Source organism: Vibrio japonicus, from assembly GCF_024582835.1.
Taxonomy (GTDB): domain Bacteria; phylum Pseudomonadota; class Gammaproteobacteria; order Enterobacterales; family Vibrionaceae; genus Vibrio; species Vibrio japonicus.
In genome coordinates, this window is sequence record NZ_CP102096.1 from 2,364,642 (window position 1) to 2,379,967 (window position 15,326).

Annotated in this window: 18 protein-coding genes; 5 read left to right on the top strand and 13 right to left on the bottom strand. The window is 45.2% G+C overall.

All coding sequences use genetic code 11. The annotated features are described in order from the left end of the window. Positions 1-32: 32 nt before the first annotated feature. The 11 genes from rpoS to folB all read right to left on the bottom strand — a co-directional run bounded on the left by rpoS (position 33) and on the right by folB (position 7,705). Positions 33-995: an RNA polymerase sigma factor RpoS gene (gene rpoS / locus NP165_RS11050; protein WP_257084016.1), complete on the bottom strand. Its 963-nt coding sequence runs from the start codon at positions 993-995 to the stop codon at positions 33-35. Positions 996-1,070: 75 nt separating this feature from the next. Next, positions 1,071-1,979: a murein hydrolase activator NlpD gene (gene nlpD / locus NP165_RS11055; RefSeq protein WP_257084017.1), complete on the bottom strand. Its 909-nt coding sequence runs from the start codon at positions 1,977-1,979 to the stop codon at positions 1,071-1,073. A gap of 2 nt (positions 1,980-1,981) precedes the next feature. Continuing rightward, positions 1,982-2,608, bottom strand: coding sequence for a protein-L-isoaspartate(D-aspartate) O-methyltransferase (locus tag NP165_RS11060; protein ID WP_257084018.1), 627 nt, complete (start codon positions 2,606-2,608; stop codon positions 1,982-1,984). A gap of 2 nt (positions 2,609-2,610) precedes the next feature. After that, positions 2,611-3,369, bottom strand: coding sequence for a 5'/3'-nucleotidase SurE (surE, locus tag NP165_RS11065; RefSeq protein ID WP_257084019.1), 759 nt, complete (start codon positions 3,367-3,369; stop codon positions 2,611-2,613). Further along, positions 3,369-4,412 (bottom strand): tRNA pseudouridine(13) synthase TruD, encoded by a 1,044-nt coding sequence (gene truD / locus NP165_RS11070; RefSeq protein ID WP_257084020.1) that lies wholly within the window; start codon positions 4,410-4,412, stop codon positions 3,369-3,371. Before truD ends, surE begins: the two co-directional genes overlap by 1 nt. Positions 4,413-4,469: 57 nt before the next feature. Beyond that, entirely contained in the window at positions 4,470-4,946 is a 477-nt protein-coding gene (gene ispF / locus NP165_RS11075; RefSeq protein ID WP_257084021.1) for a 2-C-methyl-D-erythritol 2,4-cyclodiphosphate synthase, read from the bottom strand. Between the two features lie 3 nt (positions 4,947-4,949). Beyond that, positions 4,950-5,654 (bottom strand): 2-C-methyl-D-erythritol 4-phosphate cytidylyltransferase, encoded by a 705-nt coding sequence (ispD, locus tag NP165_RS11080; protein ID WP_257084022.1) that lies wholly within the window; start codon positions 5,652-5,654, stop codon positions 4,950-4,952. Beyond that, complete coding sequence (gene ftsB / locus NP165_RS11085; RefSeq protein WP_257084023.1) at positions 5,654-5,932, bottom strand: cell division protein FtsB; 279 nt, start codon at positions 5,930-5,932, stop codon at positions 5,654-5,656. The genes ispD and ftsB overlap by 1 nt, the downstream gene beginning before the upstream one ends. A gap of 114 nt (positions 5,933-6,046) precedes the next feature. Beyond that, the gene (locus NP165_RS11090) at positions 6,047-6,850 is read right to left on the bottom strand and encodes an undecaprenyl-diphosphate phosphatase (protein ID WP_257084024.1); all 804 of its coding nucleotides are present in this window, start codon (positions 6,848-6,850) and stop codon (positions 6,047-6,049) included. 7 nt (positions 6,851-6,857) lie between these two features. Beyond that, positions 6,858-7,355, bottom strand: a complete 498-nt coding sequence (gene folK, locus NP165_RS11095; RefSeq protein WP_257084025.1) for a 2-amino-4-hydroxy-6-hydroxymethyldihydropteridine diphosphokinase — start codon at positions 7,353-7,355, stop codon at positions 6,858-6,860. Beyond that, positions 7,352-7,705 carry a bifunctional dihydroneopterin aldolase/7,8-dihydroneopterin epimerase gene (gene folB / locus NP165_RS11100; RefSeq protein WP_257084026.1) on the bottom strand — a complete coding sequence of 118 codons (354 nt, stop codon included), beginning with the start codon at positions 7,703-7,705 and terminating at the stop codon, positions 7,352-7,354. The genes folK and folB overlap by 4 nt, the downstream gene beginning before the upstream one ends. 156 nt (positions 7,706-7,861) lie before the next feature. Between folB and plsY the strand changes: the two genes are divergently transcribed. Beyond that, complete coding sequence (gene plsY / locus NP165_RS11105; protein ID WP_257084027.1) at positions 7,862-8,473, top strand: glycerol-3-phosphate 1-O-acyltransferase PlsY; 612 nt, start codon at positions 7,862-7,864, stop codon at positions 8,471-8,473. A gap of 35 nt (positions 8,474-8,508) precedes the next feature. Here the strand turns inward: plsY and NP165_RS11110 are convergent, their stop codons facing one another. After that, positions 8,509-9,324 (bottom strand): alpha/beta fold hydrolase, encoded by an 816-nt coding sequence (locus NP165_RS11110; protein WP_257084028.1) that lies wholly within the window; start codon positions 9,322-9,324, stop codon positions 8,509-8,511. 122 nt (positions 9,325-9,446) lie between these two features. Continuing rightward, entirely contained in the window at positions 9,447-10,463 is a 1,017-nt protein-coding gene (gene tsaD / locus NP165_RS11115; protein ID WP_257084029.1) for a tRNA (adenosine(37)-N6)-threonylcarbamoyltransferase complex transferase subunit TsaD, read from the bottom strand. A gap of 230 nt (positions 10,464-10,693) precedes the next feature. Between tsaD and rpsU the strand changes: the two genes are divergently transcribed. The 4 genes from rpsU to rpoD all read left to right on the top strand — a co-directional run bounded on the left by rpsU (position 10,694) and on the right by rpoD (position 15,192). Next, on the top strand, positions 10,694-10,909 hold the full coding sequence (gene rpsU / locus NP165_RS11120) for a 30S ribosomal protein S21 (protein ID WP_001145625.1): 216 nt from the start codon (positions 10,694-10,696) through the stop codon (positions 10,907-10,909). A gap of 26 nt (positions 10,910-10,935) precedes the next feature. After that, a complete protein-coding gene (locus NP165_RS11125) occupies positions 10,936-11,379 on the top strand; it encodes a GatB/YqeY domain-containing protein (protein ID WP_257084030.1) in 444 nt (147 codons plus the stop codon). A gap of 94 nt (positions 11,380-11,473) precedes the next feature. Then, entirely contained in the window at positions 11,474-13,231 is a 1,758-nt protein-coding gene (gene dnaG, locus NP165_RS11130) for a DNA primase (RefSeq protein WP_257084031.1), read from the top strand. Positions 13,232-13,329: 98 nt separating this feature from the next. Beyond that, a complete protein-coding gene (rpoD, locus tag NP165_RS11135) occupies positions 13,330-15,192 on the top strand; it encodes an RNA polymerase sigma factor RpoD (RefSeq protein ID WP_257084032.1) in 1,863 nt (620 codons plus the stop codon). Positions 15,193-15,326: the final 134 nt, after the last annotated feature.

Here is a 15,326-nt window from a genome sequence, read left to right on the forward strand (position 1 = left end):
TTCCAAGGCTTTTTTCACTTCATTTGTAGCTATTATTCTTCACTGACACTAAACAAGCTTTCCATATTCAAACCTTGTTTGACCAGAATTTCTCTTAGTCGACGTAGACCCTCTACCTGAATCTGGCGAACACGCTCACGTGTTAGGTTAATTTCACGCCCGACTTCCTCAAGTGTAGATGGTTCATAACCAAGCAAACCGAATCGACGTGCTAACACTTCTTTTTGTTTTGGATTCAGCTCATCTAGCCAGTGGATCAAGGAAAGTTTGATATCGTCGTCCTGTGTAGATACCTCAGGGTCTGAGTTATTAATATCAGGAATAATATCAAGCAGCGCTTTCTCACCTTCACCACCAATTGGTGTATCAACAGAGCTTATACGCTCGTTCAAGCGAAGCATTTTACTGACATCATCAACCGGTTTATCCAGCTCAGATGCAATCTCTTCTGCTGTAGGTTCATGGTCAAGTTTCTGAGAAAGTTCACGTGCCGTACGCAGATAGATATTCAGCTCTTTCACGACATGAATAGGTAGTCGAATTGTGCGAGTCTGATTCATCAATGCACGTTCTATGGTTTGACGAATCCACCAAGTAGCGTACGTTGAGAAACGGAATCCTCGCTCTGGATCAAACTTTTCAACTGCGCGAATCAAACCTAGGTTACCTTCTTCTATAAGATCTAAAAGAGCTAAACCTCGGTTGCTGTATCGGCGAGATATTTTCACCACAAGACGCAAATTACTTTCGATCATTCGCTTACGTGCAGCTTCATCTCCGCGCAAAGCGCGACGAGCATACAAGACTTCTTCTTCTGCGGTGAGTAGCGGTGAAAAGCCGATTTCACCTAGATAAAGTTGAGTCGCATCGAGACTTTTCGATGAAACCTCAAGTTCTTTGGTTAAGGATTGATCGTCATCTATCGGAAGATCATCCATTACTTCCTTGTCGACTTCAAGTTCTTGGACTTTCGTTGCTGCATTGCTGATACTCATAGTGCCCCCCCGGCGAGCTAGCAAGACATTACTACTTCTAATGTCGCTATATTATTCCTTAAGCCAATCAAATTATTACGGCAAGTAGCGCTTTGGATTAACAGACTTACCTTGGTAGCGAATTTCAAAGTGTAATCGAACACTATTGGTTCCTGAGCTGCCCATTGTTGCAATTTTTTGGCCTGCTTTAACACTTTGTCCTTCACGCACTAGCAACTGATCATTGTGTGCATAAGCACTTAAGTAATTATCGTTATGTTTTACGATTACGAGATTCCCGTAACCTCGAAGTGCATTCCCTGAATACACAACGGTTCCTTCTGCTGTAGAAACAATGGCCTGACCTCGCTGCCCTGCAATGTCGATACCTTTATTTCCCTGATCCCCAGCAGAAAAGTTTTTAATCACCCTCCCTTTTGTCGGCCACAACCATTTAGAGATATTGTTGTTTTTAGGCTTGGGTGTAGTGACCGTTTTGTTGACATTTTGTTCAGCCTTAGCCTCAACATACTCCTTTGGTTTGCGTTGTTCAACCTCCTTTGGTGGATCTTTTTTGACCAATTCAGGCGGTTTTTGATCAGCCTTTGATGCAACTTGTTGAGTAGAGTTTTTACTCGATGTTACTGGCGGAGGGATAGGTGTTGGGGGAGTCACCACCGCAATCGCCGTTGTGCCTTTGCTACCATAGGATGGGGGGGTATAAGCAGGTCGCCAAAGTCTCAATTTTTGACCAGGGTAGATCGTATAGGGCGGTATGAGGTTGTTGTAACTAATGATCTCTTTTACATCTTTATCTGTGACATAAGCGATAAAGTACAGCGTATCGCCTCTTTGCACTTCATAGTAGCTACCACGATAACTACCCCGAGGAATAGAGCTATAATCTTTCTTCAAACCAGACACAGGAGCAGGCGTATGAGCAGCGCACCCAAAAAGCACACTGCATACACTAAGCATCAACATTGATTGAGATTGGAATGACATGTTTAAGCGAGATCACCAGCCACTAAAGGAACAAAACGAACTAATTCAATAACTTCAGAAATAAATGTATCACCTTGGCGCGTAATTTTCAGCAATTGCTGTACGTCTGTACCCACAGGGATCACCATAATCCCGCCTTCAGCGAGTTGTTCAAGTAACGTTGGTGGCACAGTTTCCGCCGCCGCCGTGACAATAATCGCATCAAATGGTGCTTTGACTGCCCAACCTTGCCAGCCATCTCCGTGCTTGGTCGACACATTGTATATATCAAGCTGCTTTAAACGACGCTTCGCTTCCCATTGTAGTGATTTGATACGCTCAACAGAAAACACACGCTCAACCAACTGGGATAAAATGGCCGTCTGATATCCCGAACCTGTGCCCACCTCTAAGACTTTACTCAAATGGGTCAGCTCCAGAGCTTCTGTCATTTTAGCAACAATGTAAGGTTGAGAAATGGTCTGCCCTAGACCAATAGGTAGAGCATTATTATCGTACGCCTGATGCATCATCGCCTGAGAGACGAAACGTTCACGCGGAATACGACGAATAGATTCCAAAACTTGGAGACTCTGAATCCCACTTTTAGAAAGAAACTCGACTAATCTATCCGCCTTCGGGTTTGCCATCCTCAATTACCCTTTAACCAATTATCCATGCTTGCTAACGATTCATGCGCGGTCAGATCGACCTGTATAGGTGTGATTGACACATAGCCTTTATCGACGGCGTGAAAGTCCGTTCCTTCCCCTGCATCTTGTTCTTTTCCTGGAGGACCGAGCCAATAAATTTCATGCCCACGAGGATCGAGCTGTTTGATCATCGCTTCTGAATGATGACGAGCACCTAATCGAGTGACTTTAATGCCCTGCAGTTGATCATGAGGCAAATCGGGGATATTCACATTCAATAGACGATTAGTTGGAATTGGCGCATGGATGTGCTGCTCAACGATTTGTCTGGCTACTTTCCCCGCAGTCGCAAAGTGGTGCTTCCCAACGAGTGAAAATGCGACGGCCTGAACACCAAGGAAGTGTCCTTCCATCGCTGCGGCTACCGTTCCTGAATACAAAACATCATCGCCCAAGTTGGCACCGTGGTTGATGCCTGTTAGCACTAACTCTGGGAGATCATCTTTCATTAGCTCATTCAGCGCAAAATGAACACAATCTGTAGGCGTTCCCTGTACAGAGAATACCTTGTCGGCAATTTCGTTCACACGCAGAGGTTGCTCAAGTGTCAATGAATTAGATGCGCCCGAGCGATTTCTGTCTGGGGCGACAATGGTCACTTCGGCAATATCTCTCAATGCATTGGCTAATGCATGAATGCCCTCAGCGTAAACACCATCATCATTGCTCAACAAGATTTTTAGCGCTTTACCTTCCATTAGTAAGTTCGCTCCACTTCTACCTCTTCAATGAGCTCTCGAACGATCGCTGTTGCAAAACAACCCGAATCCAAAGAGAAACTAAGCGTGACGGAATCTTCTGTTGAGTGCCAAGTTAAGTTCTGTGGTTTCAAAGAAATCTCGCGACGATCGTGACGCATACGATTACCGCGAATTAATGCCATTAAATCGGGTTCTTCATCGAGATGAGGCTGCTCTAACGACAATGCATCGTCTCGCGTAGGTAACTCATTGTCCCCAGCCAATGCCGCCGTAATGTATGCGTGGCCTTGGGAAACTTGCTCTTCAAGCATGCTTTTATTCGCAGAGTCCACCAGCTGTTGCTGCCCTTCAATCTGTACTAGATCACCATCAATAAGCTGATTAAACAGACCTTTCTCAATACGTGCTGACACAATATTGTTGAATATCCACGAGCGAGCAGCTGAAAGTAGCAGACTACGTTTATTCTGGTTACGAGTACGTACGTTGTCTCTTCCCCAGCGGCGAGCTTCTTCAAGGTTATTGCCTTGGTTACCAAAACGCTGGCTGCCAAAATAGTTCGGCACGCCTGTTTTGGCGATAGAATCTAAGCGCTTCAATACACTCTCTACGTCACTCACTTCGGATAAAGTTACCGTGAAGTGGTTACCAGCCAACTCGCCTGGGCGAAGTTTTTTGTTGTGTCGGGTCGTTTCAAGAATCTCGATGCTCGGATACTGTGCAAGGAACTCACTAAAATCTGGAGTTTCACCTTTTGGCAGATGGACACTAAGCCATTGTTGCGTCACTGCGTGGCGATCTTTCAAACCCGCCCAGCTGACATCTTTTGATTTTACGCCACACGCTTTCGCAAGTTCGTTCGCCACAAAACTGGTGTTTTCACCCGTCTTACGAATGTGGATCATTAAGTGTTCGCCGCTACCCGCGAATTCGTAACCAAGTAATTCATTCACTTGAAAATGCTCAGGCAACGCTTTGATTTTACCTGTAGCGGTCGGTTTACCCGTCAGGTAAGCCATAGAAGATAGAATATCAGACATACTTTGTTCCATTACATGCGGCTCTCGCTATAGAGTATAGAGCCACACATAACTGAGTTATTTTTTGATAAGTAATACCACCGCTTCAGTCGCGATGCCTTCTTTTCGTCCGGTAAAGCCCAAACGTTCTGTGGTTGTCGCTTTGACATTCACATTACCAAGTTCAGTTTCAAGATCCTCTGCAATCACTTGGCACATTGATTCGATATGAGGAGCCATCTTTGGTGCTTGCGCCATAATGGTCACGTCGGCATTACCTAACACGTAACCTTGTTCTTTAACGCGGCGGTATACATCGCGCAATAGGTCACGGCTATTAGCACCTTTCCACTTATCGTCGGTATCAGGAAAATGACGGCCTATATCGCCAGCAGCAATCGCGCCAAGTAACGCATCACATAAAGCGTGTAATGCTACATCGCCATCAGAATGCGCTATCAGCCCTTGCTCGTAAGGAACTTCAACGCCACCAATAATAACCGGGCCTTCACCACCAAATTTGTGAACGTCAAAACCGTGGCCAATTCGAATCATAACTTATCCTTTATTTCGCTGTAGATAAAACTCAGCAAGCGCCAAATCTTCAGGCTGGGTTATTTTTATATTATCTGCGCGTCCCTGTACCAAAGCGGGATGCTCACCAAGCCATTCCAGAGCTGAAGCTTCGTCTGTAATCGAGACTTGTTCTGCTAGCGCTGATGATAAAGCGTGAGTTAACTGCTGAGTTTTAAACATTTGTGGAGTGAGTGCATGCCACAGAGCTTCTCTTTCAACCGTATGGTCGATGTTATTATCTGTATTCGCTCTTTTCATCGTATCTCTAACCGGAGACGCCAAAATCGCACCCGTCTTATGTGAAAGCGCTACATCAATCAAGCGGTCAATATCGCTCAGTTTAATGCACGGCCTTGCTGCATCATGCACCAGCACCCAGTCACTCAATTGCGTTGACGCATATTCCAGCCCGGACAACACTGAATCTGCGCGCTCTTTTCCCCCAGAAACACGCACGACATCATCGCGCTGACTGATAGATAAGTCGGGGTAATAAGGGTCACCGTCACTGATTGCCACCACTACTTTGTGAATGGCCGGATGAGAAAGCAGTGTTTCAACCGTATGTTCTAACACTGTTCGTTCACCAATCGTGAGATATTGTTTAGGACGGTCGGCTTTCATTCGACTGCCAACCCCCGCAGCAGGGACAATTGCAATAAGAGAAAGGATATTGCGATCGGACATTAGTTATCCTCTCCGATAATACGATAAAAAGTCTCCCCTTCTTTGATCATGCCTAACTCATGTCGAGCACGTTCTTCAATCGCGTCGAGCCCTTGGCGCAAGTCATCGATCTCGGCAAACATTTCATTGTTTCGCGCTTTTAGACTTTCGTTCACCTGATTCTGAACTTCGATATCAGCTTCAACAAGTTGAAAGTCTGCAATGCCATTCTTGCCAAGCCACAGTTCAAACTGTAGCCAGCCTAATACTAAAAGTAGAGTCAGTGCAAAAATTCGCATAAGGTTGATTCAAAGAAGTGAGATAAAGAAAGACCACATATATATCACAATGTCGCCAATCAGGCGAGATGACTATATGTGGTCCATTAAGAGATTACACAGTTTTTACAAGGACTAGATCATCATTAAATAAGCAAATAAACCCGCGCCTAGTAGTAAACGATAAATAACAAAAGGCGTCATTCCCATACGAGAAATGAGCTTTAGGAAGAAGTGAATACAGATATAAGCACTGATGAAAGAGGTAATAATGCCCGTCATCAGGAAGCCAACGTGGATAGGCTCACCGCTTGTTACGAGTTTAAGACCTAGATAACTACCTGCTAACGTAATGATAGGGATAGACATTAAGAAGGAGAAACGCGCTGCGGCCTCTCGGGTAAAACCAAGGTAAAGTGCAGCGGTAATGGTTGCACCAGAGCGAGATGTACCTGGTATCATCGCTAATGCTTGGGCAAGACCAATAAATACCGATTTCTTCCAATCGGCGGCATACTCGTCATCGATCAACTTCGAGTTTTTATCAACGTACCAAAGCAGTAAGCCAAAGACGATGGTTGTCGTCGCGATAACCCATGCACTGCGAAGATACAATTCAATGAAATCTTTCATCACTAAACCAAATACACACGCAGGGATCGTCGCGATCACGATCATCCAAGCCAATTTAGCTTCTTTGCTTCGCTCACCTTTAAAGATCGAGGCGAAAAATGAACGTAACAAAGAAACCACTTCACGTCTGAAATAAATAACAACAGCCGCTAGAGTACCGACGTGAACGGCAACATCAAATGCCAACCCTTGGTCTTCCCAACCTAAGATGGCAGAAGGAAGAATAAGGTGGGCAGAGCTAGAAATAGGCAAAAACTCGGTGAGGCCTTGTATTAAAGCCAAAATAAACGCTTCAAAGTAACTCATTGTATTCTCATAATTTTGGGACAGTGAACCACAGGGGAACTGGGTTCAGAACTTCTTTATAGGATGATTGCTCCCATACTTGGCGAACAGTTCGACCATCGCTTGGGATAATTAGTTCAGCACACAGCTCATTTAAAGGCTCGATAACAAAGCCATATTTATAGATATCGCTGCGTGGTAATTCGGGGCTCTGCTTGGACACACAGTCACCAAACAAAATAATATCGAGATCCACCGTTCGGGGCTGAAACTTTTTCGCTTGTGCAGAACGACCCCATTTGAACTCAATTTCACGTAGCTGTCGCGAAAATTCGGATAAATCTAGCGCCGTTTTCATTTCTACGACAAGGTTGAAAAAGGCGTTTCCCTCAAAACCGACCGACTCACACTCGTATATAGTGGACAATCTAAGTTGGCTACCGATGGCGCTTAACTCCTCAATAGCCACTTGAATATGTTTATGTCGTTCCACATTGGAGCCAATCCCAATGTAAGTGGTGATCATGCATGACCTCGCTCAATGATCACGCCCACACCTTTTGCCTGAGCTACAGCACCTGGCTTCGTTAAACGAATTTTAATCCACGGCACATTGAAGCGTGTCATGATCAATTCGGCAATCTCTTCCGCCACTCGCTCAACCAATAAGAAGCGACCACCTTCAATATGGTTTAACACCGCTTCACTCACCTGAGAATAATCCAACGCATCGTTTACATCATCGCTGCGTCCTGCTGGACGGTTGTCGTGTGCCATTTCGATATCGAGTACGAGCTTTTGTTTGATTTCCTGTTCCCATTCATAAACACCAATCGTCGTAATTACTTCTAATTGCTCGATAAATACTTTATCCATGCGCTTTACTTCCTTTACAGGTCGGATACCAAAGTTAATTAAAAAGTCGTACTATTGACTCTCAGTCTCCCCCTCTGGGTAGTCTGATAGCCTCAAGCAAGATATGATATCAATTACTTGCTTGGCACACACCTCTAAAAGACGAGTTATACCAATATGACCCCATTAGCACTTGTGATGATCATTGCCGCCTACTTGCTAGGTTCGATCTCGAGTGCTGTTTTGATCTGTCGGATTCTGCGTTTATCCGACCCTAGACAAGTGGGTTCGAATAATCCCGGAGCGACCAACGTTCTGAGAATTGGTGGTAAAAAAGCGGCAGCATCCGTCTTGCTGTGTGACATGCTGAAAGGAACGATTCCTGTGTGGGGAGCTTTCTTTCTTGGTATTGAACCCATCATTTTAGGCGTCATCGCTATCGCGGCCTGCCTTGGTCATATGTACCCAATCTTTTTTCATTTTAAAGGTGGGAAAGGCGTCGCTACCGCGCTTGGCGCAATCGCTCCAATTGGATGGGATTTTACCGCCATGGTCATCGGAACATGGGTGGCTATCGTCTTCGCCTTTCGCTATTCATCGTTAGCCTCTTTAGTTACCGTGTTATTGGCTCCGTTTTATACCTGGATGATCAAGCCTCAATACACGCTGCCTGTTGCCATGCTGTGCTGCTTGATCGTTTTTAGACACCATCAGAATATTAAGCGCTTGCTTGAAGGGACAGAACCCAAAGTCGGTGAAAAGAAGAATGGATTAAATAAGGCCTCATAGCTTGAGACCTTATTGGTATTTGTTTGCGTATTTGATTAGTGCGCGTGCTTTGCCAAAAACTCTGTCAGCATATTGGAGACAAACTCTGGCTGTTCCAAATTCGAGATATGACCTGCTTTAGGGATCTGCACTAGCTCAGAGCCGGTAATAGAATCATTCATGAGGTATGATTCCAATACCGGGCGCGGCGCATCTTCCTGACCAACCGCAATCAGAACAGGCAACGCAAATTTTTCGATATCTTCAAATTGATCACGACGACCAAACACCATTTTACCCACCCTAGCCACTTCGACTGCTTTCTCTCCGGAAAGGGACGATAAATGGCTTCGGAAAGACTCCACCAACTGCGGCGAGTCGTTGTTCGCGTTATGAGCAAAAAACAGTGGAACAACAGCATCAATGATTGGTTCAGGTACTGATTGAACTTCAATGATCGTATCTAGCATCGAAAAATACTTGTTGTGCGCCACTTCAGGCTCTAATCCAACAAAAGTATCCATCAATACTAAGGATTTAACTCGTTGCGGCGCTAGTGTCACCACCTCAGTTCCCCACATACCGCCAACGGACAAACCAACGATCGAAAACTCTGTAACATCCAAATGATCCATTAAGGCTAGGATCTGTTTCGCGTAATCAGTTAAAGATCGCGTTGAAGATGGCGCGTGATCCGATTCTCCATGCGACCACAACTCAGGCACAATACAGCGATAGTGCTTTCTTAACTTCTCTACTTGCGGTGCCCACATTGCGCTATCCCACAAATAGCTGTGGCCGAAGATAACAACAGGTCCCTGCCCTTCATCTAAATACGCCATTTCGCGGTTATCGATAGAAAACTTATGCATATTCTGTCCGTTTTGTTTACCTTGTCGACTTCGGCTTTCTCTTCTAAACCCAAGCCAGAATGTATTCCTATGATTAAAAACAAAAGGCCGCTATAAAAAGCGACCTTTAATCAAGTTTTACTTTACGCGATTGGATCCAATTGATCAATCGGCCAGCGCGGCATAGCCTGTACAGAAAGATCCGCCAGCTCACCGTTTTTCAGGCGTTGCATGCCTGCATAAGCAATCATGGCACCGTTGTCGGTACAAAATTCAGTGCGAGGATAATAAACCTCTCCACCAATCTTCTTCGCTAGCTGCTCGAGATCAGCACGTAAACGACGGTTCGCACTCACACCGCCAGCAATCACGATACGCTTAAAACCGGTTTGCTCCAATGCACGCTTACATTTAATGGTCAGCGTCGCACATACCGCTTCTTCAAACGCTAATGCAATATCTGCGCGCGTCTGATCATCATCGCCGTTTGCCGCGATGGTATTTGCGGTAAACGTTTTAAGACCAGAGAAACTCATGTCTAGCCCAGGACGATCCGTCATTGGACGCGGGAATTTAAATCGACCCGGTGTTCCCTTCTCCGCTAACTTAGATAGCAGTGGACCACCAGGGTAGTCTAAACCCATCAACTTCGCTGTTTTATCAAATGCCTCACCTGCGGCGTCATCAATTGATTCGCCTAAGATTTTGTACTCACCGATGCCTTTTACTTCCACCATCATTGAGTGACCACCTGATACCAACACAGCAACAAATGGGAATGGAGGCGGGTTGTCTTCTAGCATTGGAGCCAAAAGGTGTCCTTCCATATGATGAACAGGCACTGCAGGTACGCCCCAAGCGTAAGCAAGGCTTCGACCAATCGTTGCACCAACCAGTAAAGCCCCCACCAAACCTGGACCAGCCGTGTAAGCAACACCATCAATATCTTTTGGGGTTAAATTCGCTTCCGCCATGGCTGCTTTAATCAGTGGAATGGTCTTTTTTACATGGTCACGGGATGCCAACTCAGGCACTACACCGCCATAGTCAGCATGCAGTTTTACCTGGCTGTAAAGTTTATGAGAAAGTAGACCTTTCTCATCGTCATAAATCGCGATTCCTGTTTCATCACAAGAGGTTTCGATACCAATAATGCGCATGGTTTACCTTGGATGTCTCTGCCTATAATTCAAAATTGGCGCAATATTACCTCGCCTTAGCTTCGCAAACAAATTTTGTACAGACTATAATCGACAAAGTGCTTTACAAAGCCGTAGCGATCGGATTAAAATTCCGCACCATTTTTGATCAAGCTGGTTAGTGACCAAACATTTGTGATTTGGTTTATTGATTACCAGCGTTAACGAATAACCCCTGAGGTGAAAGGCATATGCCAGTAGTTAAAGTACGTGAAAACGAACCGTTCGACGTAGCTCTGCGTCGTTTCAAGCGCTCTTGCGAAAAAGCAGGTATCCTTTCTGAAGTGCGTCGTCGTGAGCACTACGAAAAACCAACTACAGTTCGCAAACGCGCTAAAGCAGCAGCTCAAAAGCGTCACGCTAAGAAGCTAGCTCGCGAAAACGCTCGTCGCGTTCGCCTGTACTAATAACTAAGTCCTAAAGGATCATAGTTATGGCTCTTATTGAAAAACTCAAAGAAGAGCAAAAATCTGCGATGAAAGCCAAGGACAAATTGCGCCTTGGTACTATTCGTTTAGCTCTTGCCGCAATTAAGCAACGTGAAGTTGACGAACAGATTACTCTGGGCGATGACGATATCCTTGCTGTATTGACTAAAATGGTTAAACAACGTCGCGATTCTGTCGCTCAATACGAATCAGCAGGTCGTCAAGACTTGGCTGATGCTGAGCAAGCTGAAATTGCTGTACTTGGGGATTTTATGCCTCAACCGCTAACAGATGAAGAAGTAACTGCACTGATTGAAAGTGCAATTACAGAATCTGGCGCAGCGGGCATGCAAGACATGGGTAAAGTAATGGGCGTGCTTAAGCCTCAGATTCAAGGGCGCGCAGATATGGGTAAAGTAAGCGGTCTGGTTCGTTCCAAACTGGCTTAATTACCCAACAATATTTGCAGCAAGCCGTGCTATCCTTTGGAACGCACGGCTTGTTTGTATCTACTCTTAGTATTTTCTTTCTTTGTTAGGTTTTATGGCAGGACACATCCCTCGCAGCTTTATCGATGACCTACTCGCCCGACTTGATATTGTCGATATCATTGACGCACGCTTAAAACTTAAGAAAAAAGGCAAAAACTACAGCGCTTGCTGCCCTTTTCACAATGAAAAAACACCGTCGTTCAGCGTAAGCCAAGAAAAGCAGTTTTATCACTGTTTTGGCTGTGGTGTTCACGGGAACGCCATCGACTTTATGATGGAGTACGAGCGTTTAGAATTTCCTGAAGCTATTGAAGAACTTGCCTCTTTCCTTGGCTTAGATGTTCCTAGAGAACAAAGCCAAAACGGACGCTTCCAATCCAATCAACCTCAAGCCAGTACCGAACAAAAGCGCAATCTTTATGATCTTATGGGCAGCATTGCTCAGTTTTACCGAGATCAACTCAAGCTCTCAAGCAGCAAGATCGCCATTGATTATTTAAAAGATCGCGGCCTTTCGGGTGAGATCGTTCAGAAATTTGGCATCGGCTATGTTGCTGATGAGTGGGATCTTGTTCGTAAGAACTTCGGACAAAATAAACAAACCCAAGATATGCTTGTTTCGGGCGGTATGTTGATCGAAAGCGACAAAGGCAGTCGTTACGACCGCTTTCGTGGCCGAGTTATGTTCCCGATCCGAGACCGTCGTGGTCGCGTTATTGGCTTTGGTGGCCGAGTCATTGGCGAAGGCACGCCTAAATACCTCAACTCTCCCGAAACGCCAATCTTCCATAAAGGCAAAGAGTTGTATGGCCTTTATGAAGTCATGCAAGCGCATCGTGAACCTGAACAGATCTTGGTGGTTGAAGGCTACATGGACGTGGTCGCACTCGCCCAATATGGTGTCGACTACTCTGTTGCCTCACTGGGTACGTCAACAACGGGTGATCACATTCAGCTGCTGTTTCGCCAAACAAAAACCGTAGTGTGTTGCTACGATGGTGACCGAGCGGGTAAAGAAGCGGCATGGCGAGCGTTGGAAAATGCGCTTCAGTACCTTAAAACAGGCAATACACTTAAGTTCTTGTTTTTACCTGATGGTGAAGACCCAGACAGCTACGTTCGCAAATATGGAAAAGAAGCGCTTGAGCAGCAAATACAGCAAGCGACTCCGCTTTCAAACTACCTGTTTGATAACCTAATTGACATCCATCAGCTTAACCTTGGCAGTAATGAAGGTAAATCTGCGCTACGTGCACATGCCAGCGCCTTGATCGATAAAATACCTGATCCATACTTTCAAGAGTTACTTGAAAAGCTATTGGATGAGCGAACTGGATTTGATAACCGACTTCGCCAATCACGAAAGATCGTGGGTGAGACTCGACCTCAACCGCATAAGGAGATAAAACGCACTCCGATGCGAGAGGTTATCGCTTTGCTTATCCAGAATCCGAGCTATGCTCAAATGGTACCAGAACTCTCAAGTGTGAGAGAATTAGGGGTACCAGGACTAAGATTATTTGTAGAGGTGCTTGAATATTGTCAGCAGCACCCCAATATAAATACGGGCCAGTTGATTGAGCACTGGCGTGATACAAGCCATGAGGCTTTACTTTCTCGTCTTGCTGGGTGGGAAATCCCACTAGATGAAGATAATGAACAAGATATATTCTTAGACTCATTGGACAAAATTCTTGCCCAGTGCGTTGAAAAGCAAATTGAAAACCTGCAGGCCAAAGAAAGAAGTGTCGGTTTATCAGCCGAAGAAAAAAGGGAGCTGCTAGCGTTGATGCTAGATTTAAAAGCGTAACCCTGTTCGAATAGTCAGCAACCAATTAATTTGTTATAATGTGTGGTTTGCAATTCGCATTCTAATTCCTTCACCAGATACTAAGTTGGATACCGTCTATGGATCAAAATCCGCAGTCACAGCTAAAACAGCTTGTCATTAAAGGCAAGGAACAAGGCTATCTGACCTACGCAGAAGTAAACGATCACCTACCAGCTGAAATCGTAGATTCAGAACAGGTAGAAGATATCATTCAGATGATCAACGACATGGGTATCCGTGTTGTTGAAACAGCACCAGATGCCGATGATCTGGCTCTGAATGACGATGAAACTATCACCGATGAAGATGCAGCAGAAGCTGCAGCGGCCGCTCTATCAAGTGTAGAGAGTGAAATTGGCCGTACAACGGATCCAGTGCGTATGTACATGCGTGAAATGGGTACCGTTGAACTACTGACTCGTGAGGGCGAAATCGACATCGCTAAGCGTATTGAAGATGGCATTAACCAAGTTCAAAACGCAGTGGCTGAGTATCCAGGCACTATCCCTTACATCCTTGAGCAGTTTGACAAAATTCAAGCAGAAGAGCTCCGCCTGACTGACCTGATTACTGGTTTTGTCGACCCAAATTCGGACGAAACTACTGCGCCAACGGCTACTCACATCGGTTCTGAACTCGCTGAATCTGATCTTGAAGATGAAGACGAAGAAGATATTGATGAGGATGAAGACGAGGACGGTGACGACTCAGATAGCGAAGAAGATACAGGTATTGATCCAGAGCTTGCTTTGGAAAAATTCACTGCGCTTCGCAATACATTCCAAAACTTCCAGCTAGCTTGTAACGAGTTCGGCAAAGAAAGCCCTAAAGCGCAAATTGCGCACGAGCTTGTATTGGATGTATTTAAAGAGTTCCGCCTAACACCTAAGCAGTTTGACTACCTAGTCAATGAACTGCGTACTTCTATGGAGCGAGTACGTACTCAAGAGCGCTTAATCATGAAAGCGTCTGTTGAATACGGAAAAATGCCTAAGAAGTCATTCATTGCCCTATTTACTGGTAATGAATCTAGCGATGCTTGGCTAGATGAAATTTTAGCATCTGATAAACCATACGCTGACAAAATCCGTCGTAGCGAAGATGACATTCGCCGCTCAATCATGAAGCTAAAAGCGATCGAAAATGAAACAGCTCTAACGGTTCAAAGCATTAAAGACATCAGCCGTCGTATGTCTATCGGTGAAGCTAAAGCTCGCCGCGCTAAGAAAGAGATGGTTGAAGCGAACTTACGTCTGGTTATCTCTATCGCGAAGAAATACACCAACCGTGGCCTACAGTTCTTGGATCTAATCCAGGAAGGTAACATCGGTCTGATGAAAGCGGTAGATAAGTTCGAATACCGTCGTGGTTACAAGTTCTCGACTTATGCAACTTGGTGGATTCGTCAGGCAATCACTCGTTCGATTGCAGACCAAGCTCGTACTATCCGTATTCCGGTTCATATGATCGAAACGATCAATAAACTGAACCGTATCTCTCGTCAAATGCTACAAGAGATGGGTCGTGAACCACTACCGGAAGAACTGGCAGAACGCATGCAGATGCCAGAAGACAAGATCCGTAAAGTACTTAAGATTGCGAAAGAGCCAATCTCGATGGAAACCCCTATCGGTGATGACGAAGATTCGCATCTAGGTGACTTTATCGAAGATACCACGCTTGAACTTCCACTGGATTCAGCGACAGCTGGTAGTCTTAAGGTAGCGACTAAAGACGTACTTGCAGGCTTAACGCCACGTGAAGCAAAAGTACTACGTATGCGCTTCGGTATCGATATGAACACTGACCACACTCTTGAAGAAGTAGGTAAGCAGTTCGACGTTACTCGTGAACGTATCCGTCAGATAGAAGCCAAAGCGTTACGTAAGCTACGTCACCCAAGCCGTTCAGAAACTCTGCGCAGCTTCCTAGACGAGTAATTTGCTAAGCAATGTGCTTTTATTGATGAAAAGGTGAGCTATGGCTCACCTTTTTTGTATTCAACAGATTTAAGTGAATAAAAACTAAGCGCATTTACCCTACTCTCTATCTAGACAGCATAATCTTCATCACC

Bases quoted from the DNA above. Each gene is read 5' to 3' on its own strand.
- NP165_RS11110 (WP_257084028.1), bottom strand. From the start codon at position 9,324: ATGCATAAGTTTTCTATCGATAACCGCGAAATGGCGTATTTAGATGAA.
- ispD (WP_257084022.1), bottom strand. From the start codon at position 5,654: ATGTCCGATCGCAATATCCTTTCTCTTATTGCAATTGTCCCTGCTGCG.
- plsY (WP_257084027.1), top strand. From the start codon at position 7,862: ATGACCCCATTAGCACTTGTGATGATCATTGCCGCCTACTTGCTAGGT.
- surE (WP_257084019.1), bottom strand. From the start codon at position 3,369: ATGGAAGGTAAAGCGCTAAAAATCTTGTTGAGCAATGATGATGGTGTT.
- nlpD (WP_257084017.1), bottom strand. From the start codon at position 1,979: ATGTCATTCCAATCTCAATCAATGTTGATGCTTAGTGTATGCAGTGTG.
- truD (WP_257084020.1), bottom strand. From the start codon at position 4,412: ATGTCTGATATTCTATCTTCTATGGCTTACCTGACGGGTAAACCGACC.
- NP165_RS11060 (WP_257084018.1), bottom strand. From the start codon at position 2,608: ATGGCAAACCCGAAGGCGGATAGATTAGTCGAGTTTCTTTCTAAAAGT.
- NP165_RS11125 (WP_257084030.1), top strand. From the start codon at position 10,936: ATGGCTCTTATTGAAAAACTCAAAGAAGAGCAAAAATCTGCGATGAAA.
- NP165_RS11090 (WP_257084024.1), bottom strand. From the start codon at position 6,850: ATGAGTTACTTTGAAGCGTTTATTTTGGCTTTAATACAAGGCCTCACC.
- rpsU (WP_001145625.1), top strand. From the start codon at position 10,694: ATGCCAGTAGTTAAAGTACGTGAAAACGAACCGTTCGACGTAGCTCTG.
- folK (WP_257084025.1), bottom strand. From the start codon at position 7,355: ATGATCACCACTTACATTGGGATTGGCTCCAATGTGGAACGACATAAA.
- rpoD (WP_257084032.1), top strand. From the start codon at position 13,330: ATGGATCAAAATCCGCAGTCACAGCTAAAACAGCTTGTCATTAAAGGC.
- rpoS (WP_257084016.1), bottom strand. From the start codon at position 995: ATGAGTATCAGCAATGCAGCAACGAAAGTCCAAGAACTTGAAGTCGAC.
- folB (WP_257084026.1), bottom strand. From the start codon at position 7,705: ATGGATAAAGTATTTATCGAGCAATTAGAAGTAATTACGACGATTGGT.
- ispF (WP_257084021.1), bottom strand. From the start codon at position 4,946: ATGATTCGAATTGGCCACGGTTTTGACGTTCACAAATTTGGTGGTGAA.
- tsaD (WP_257084029.1), bottom strand. From the start codon at position 10,463: ATGCGCATTATTGGTATCGAAACCTCTTGTGATGAAACAGGAATCGCG.
- dnaG (WP_257084031.1), top strand. From the start codon at position 11,474: ATGGCAGGACACATCCCTCGCAGCTTTATCGATGACCTACTCGCCCGA.
- ftsB (WP_257084023.1), bottom strand. From the start codon at position 5,932: ATGCGAATTTTTGCACTGACTCTACTTTTAGTATTAGGCTGGCTACAG.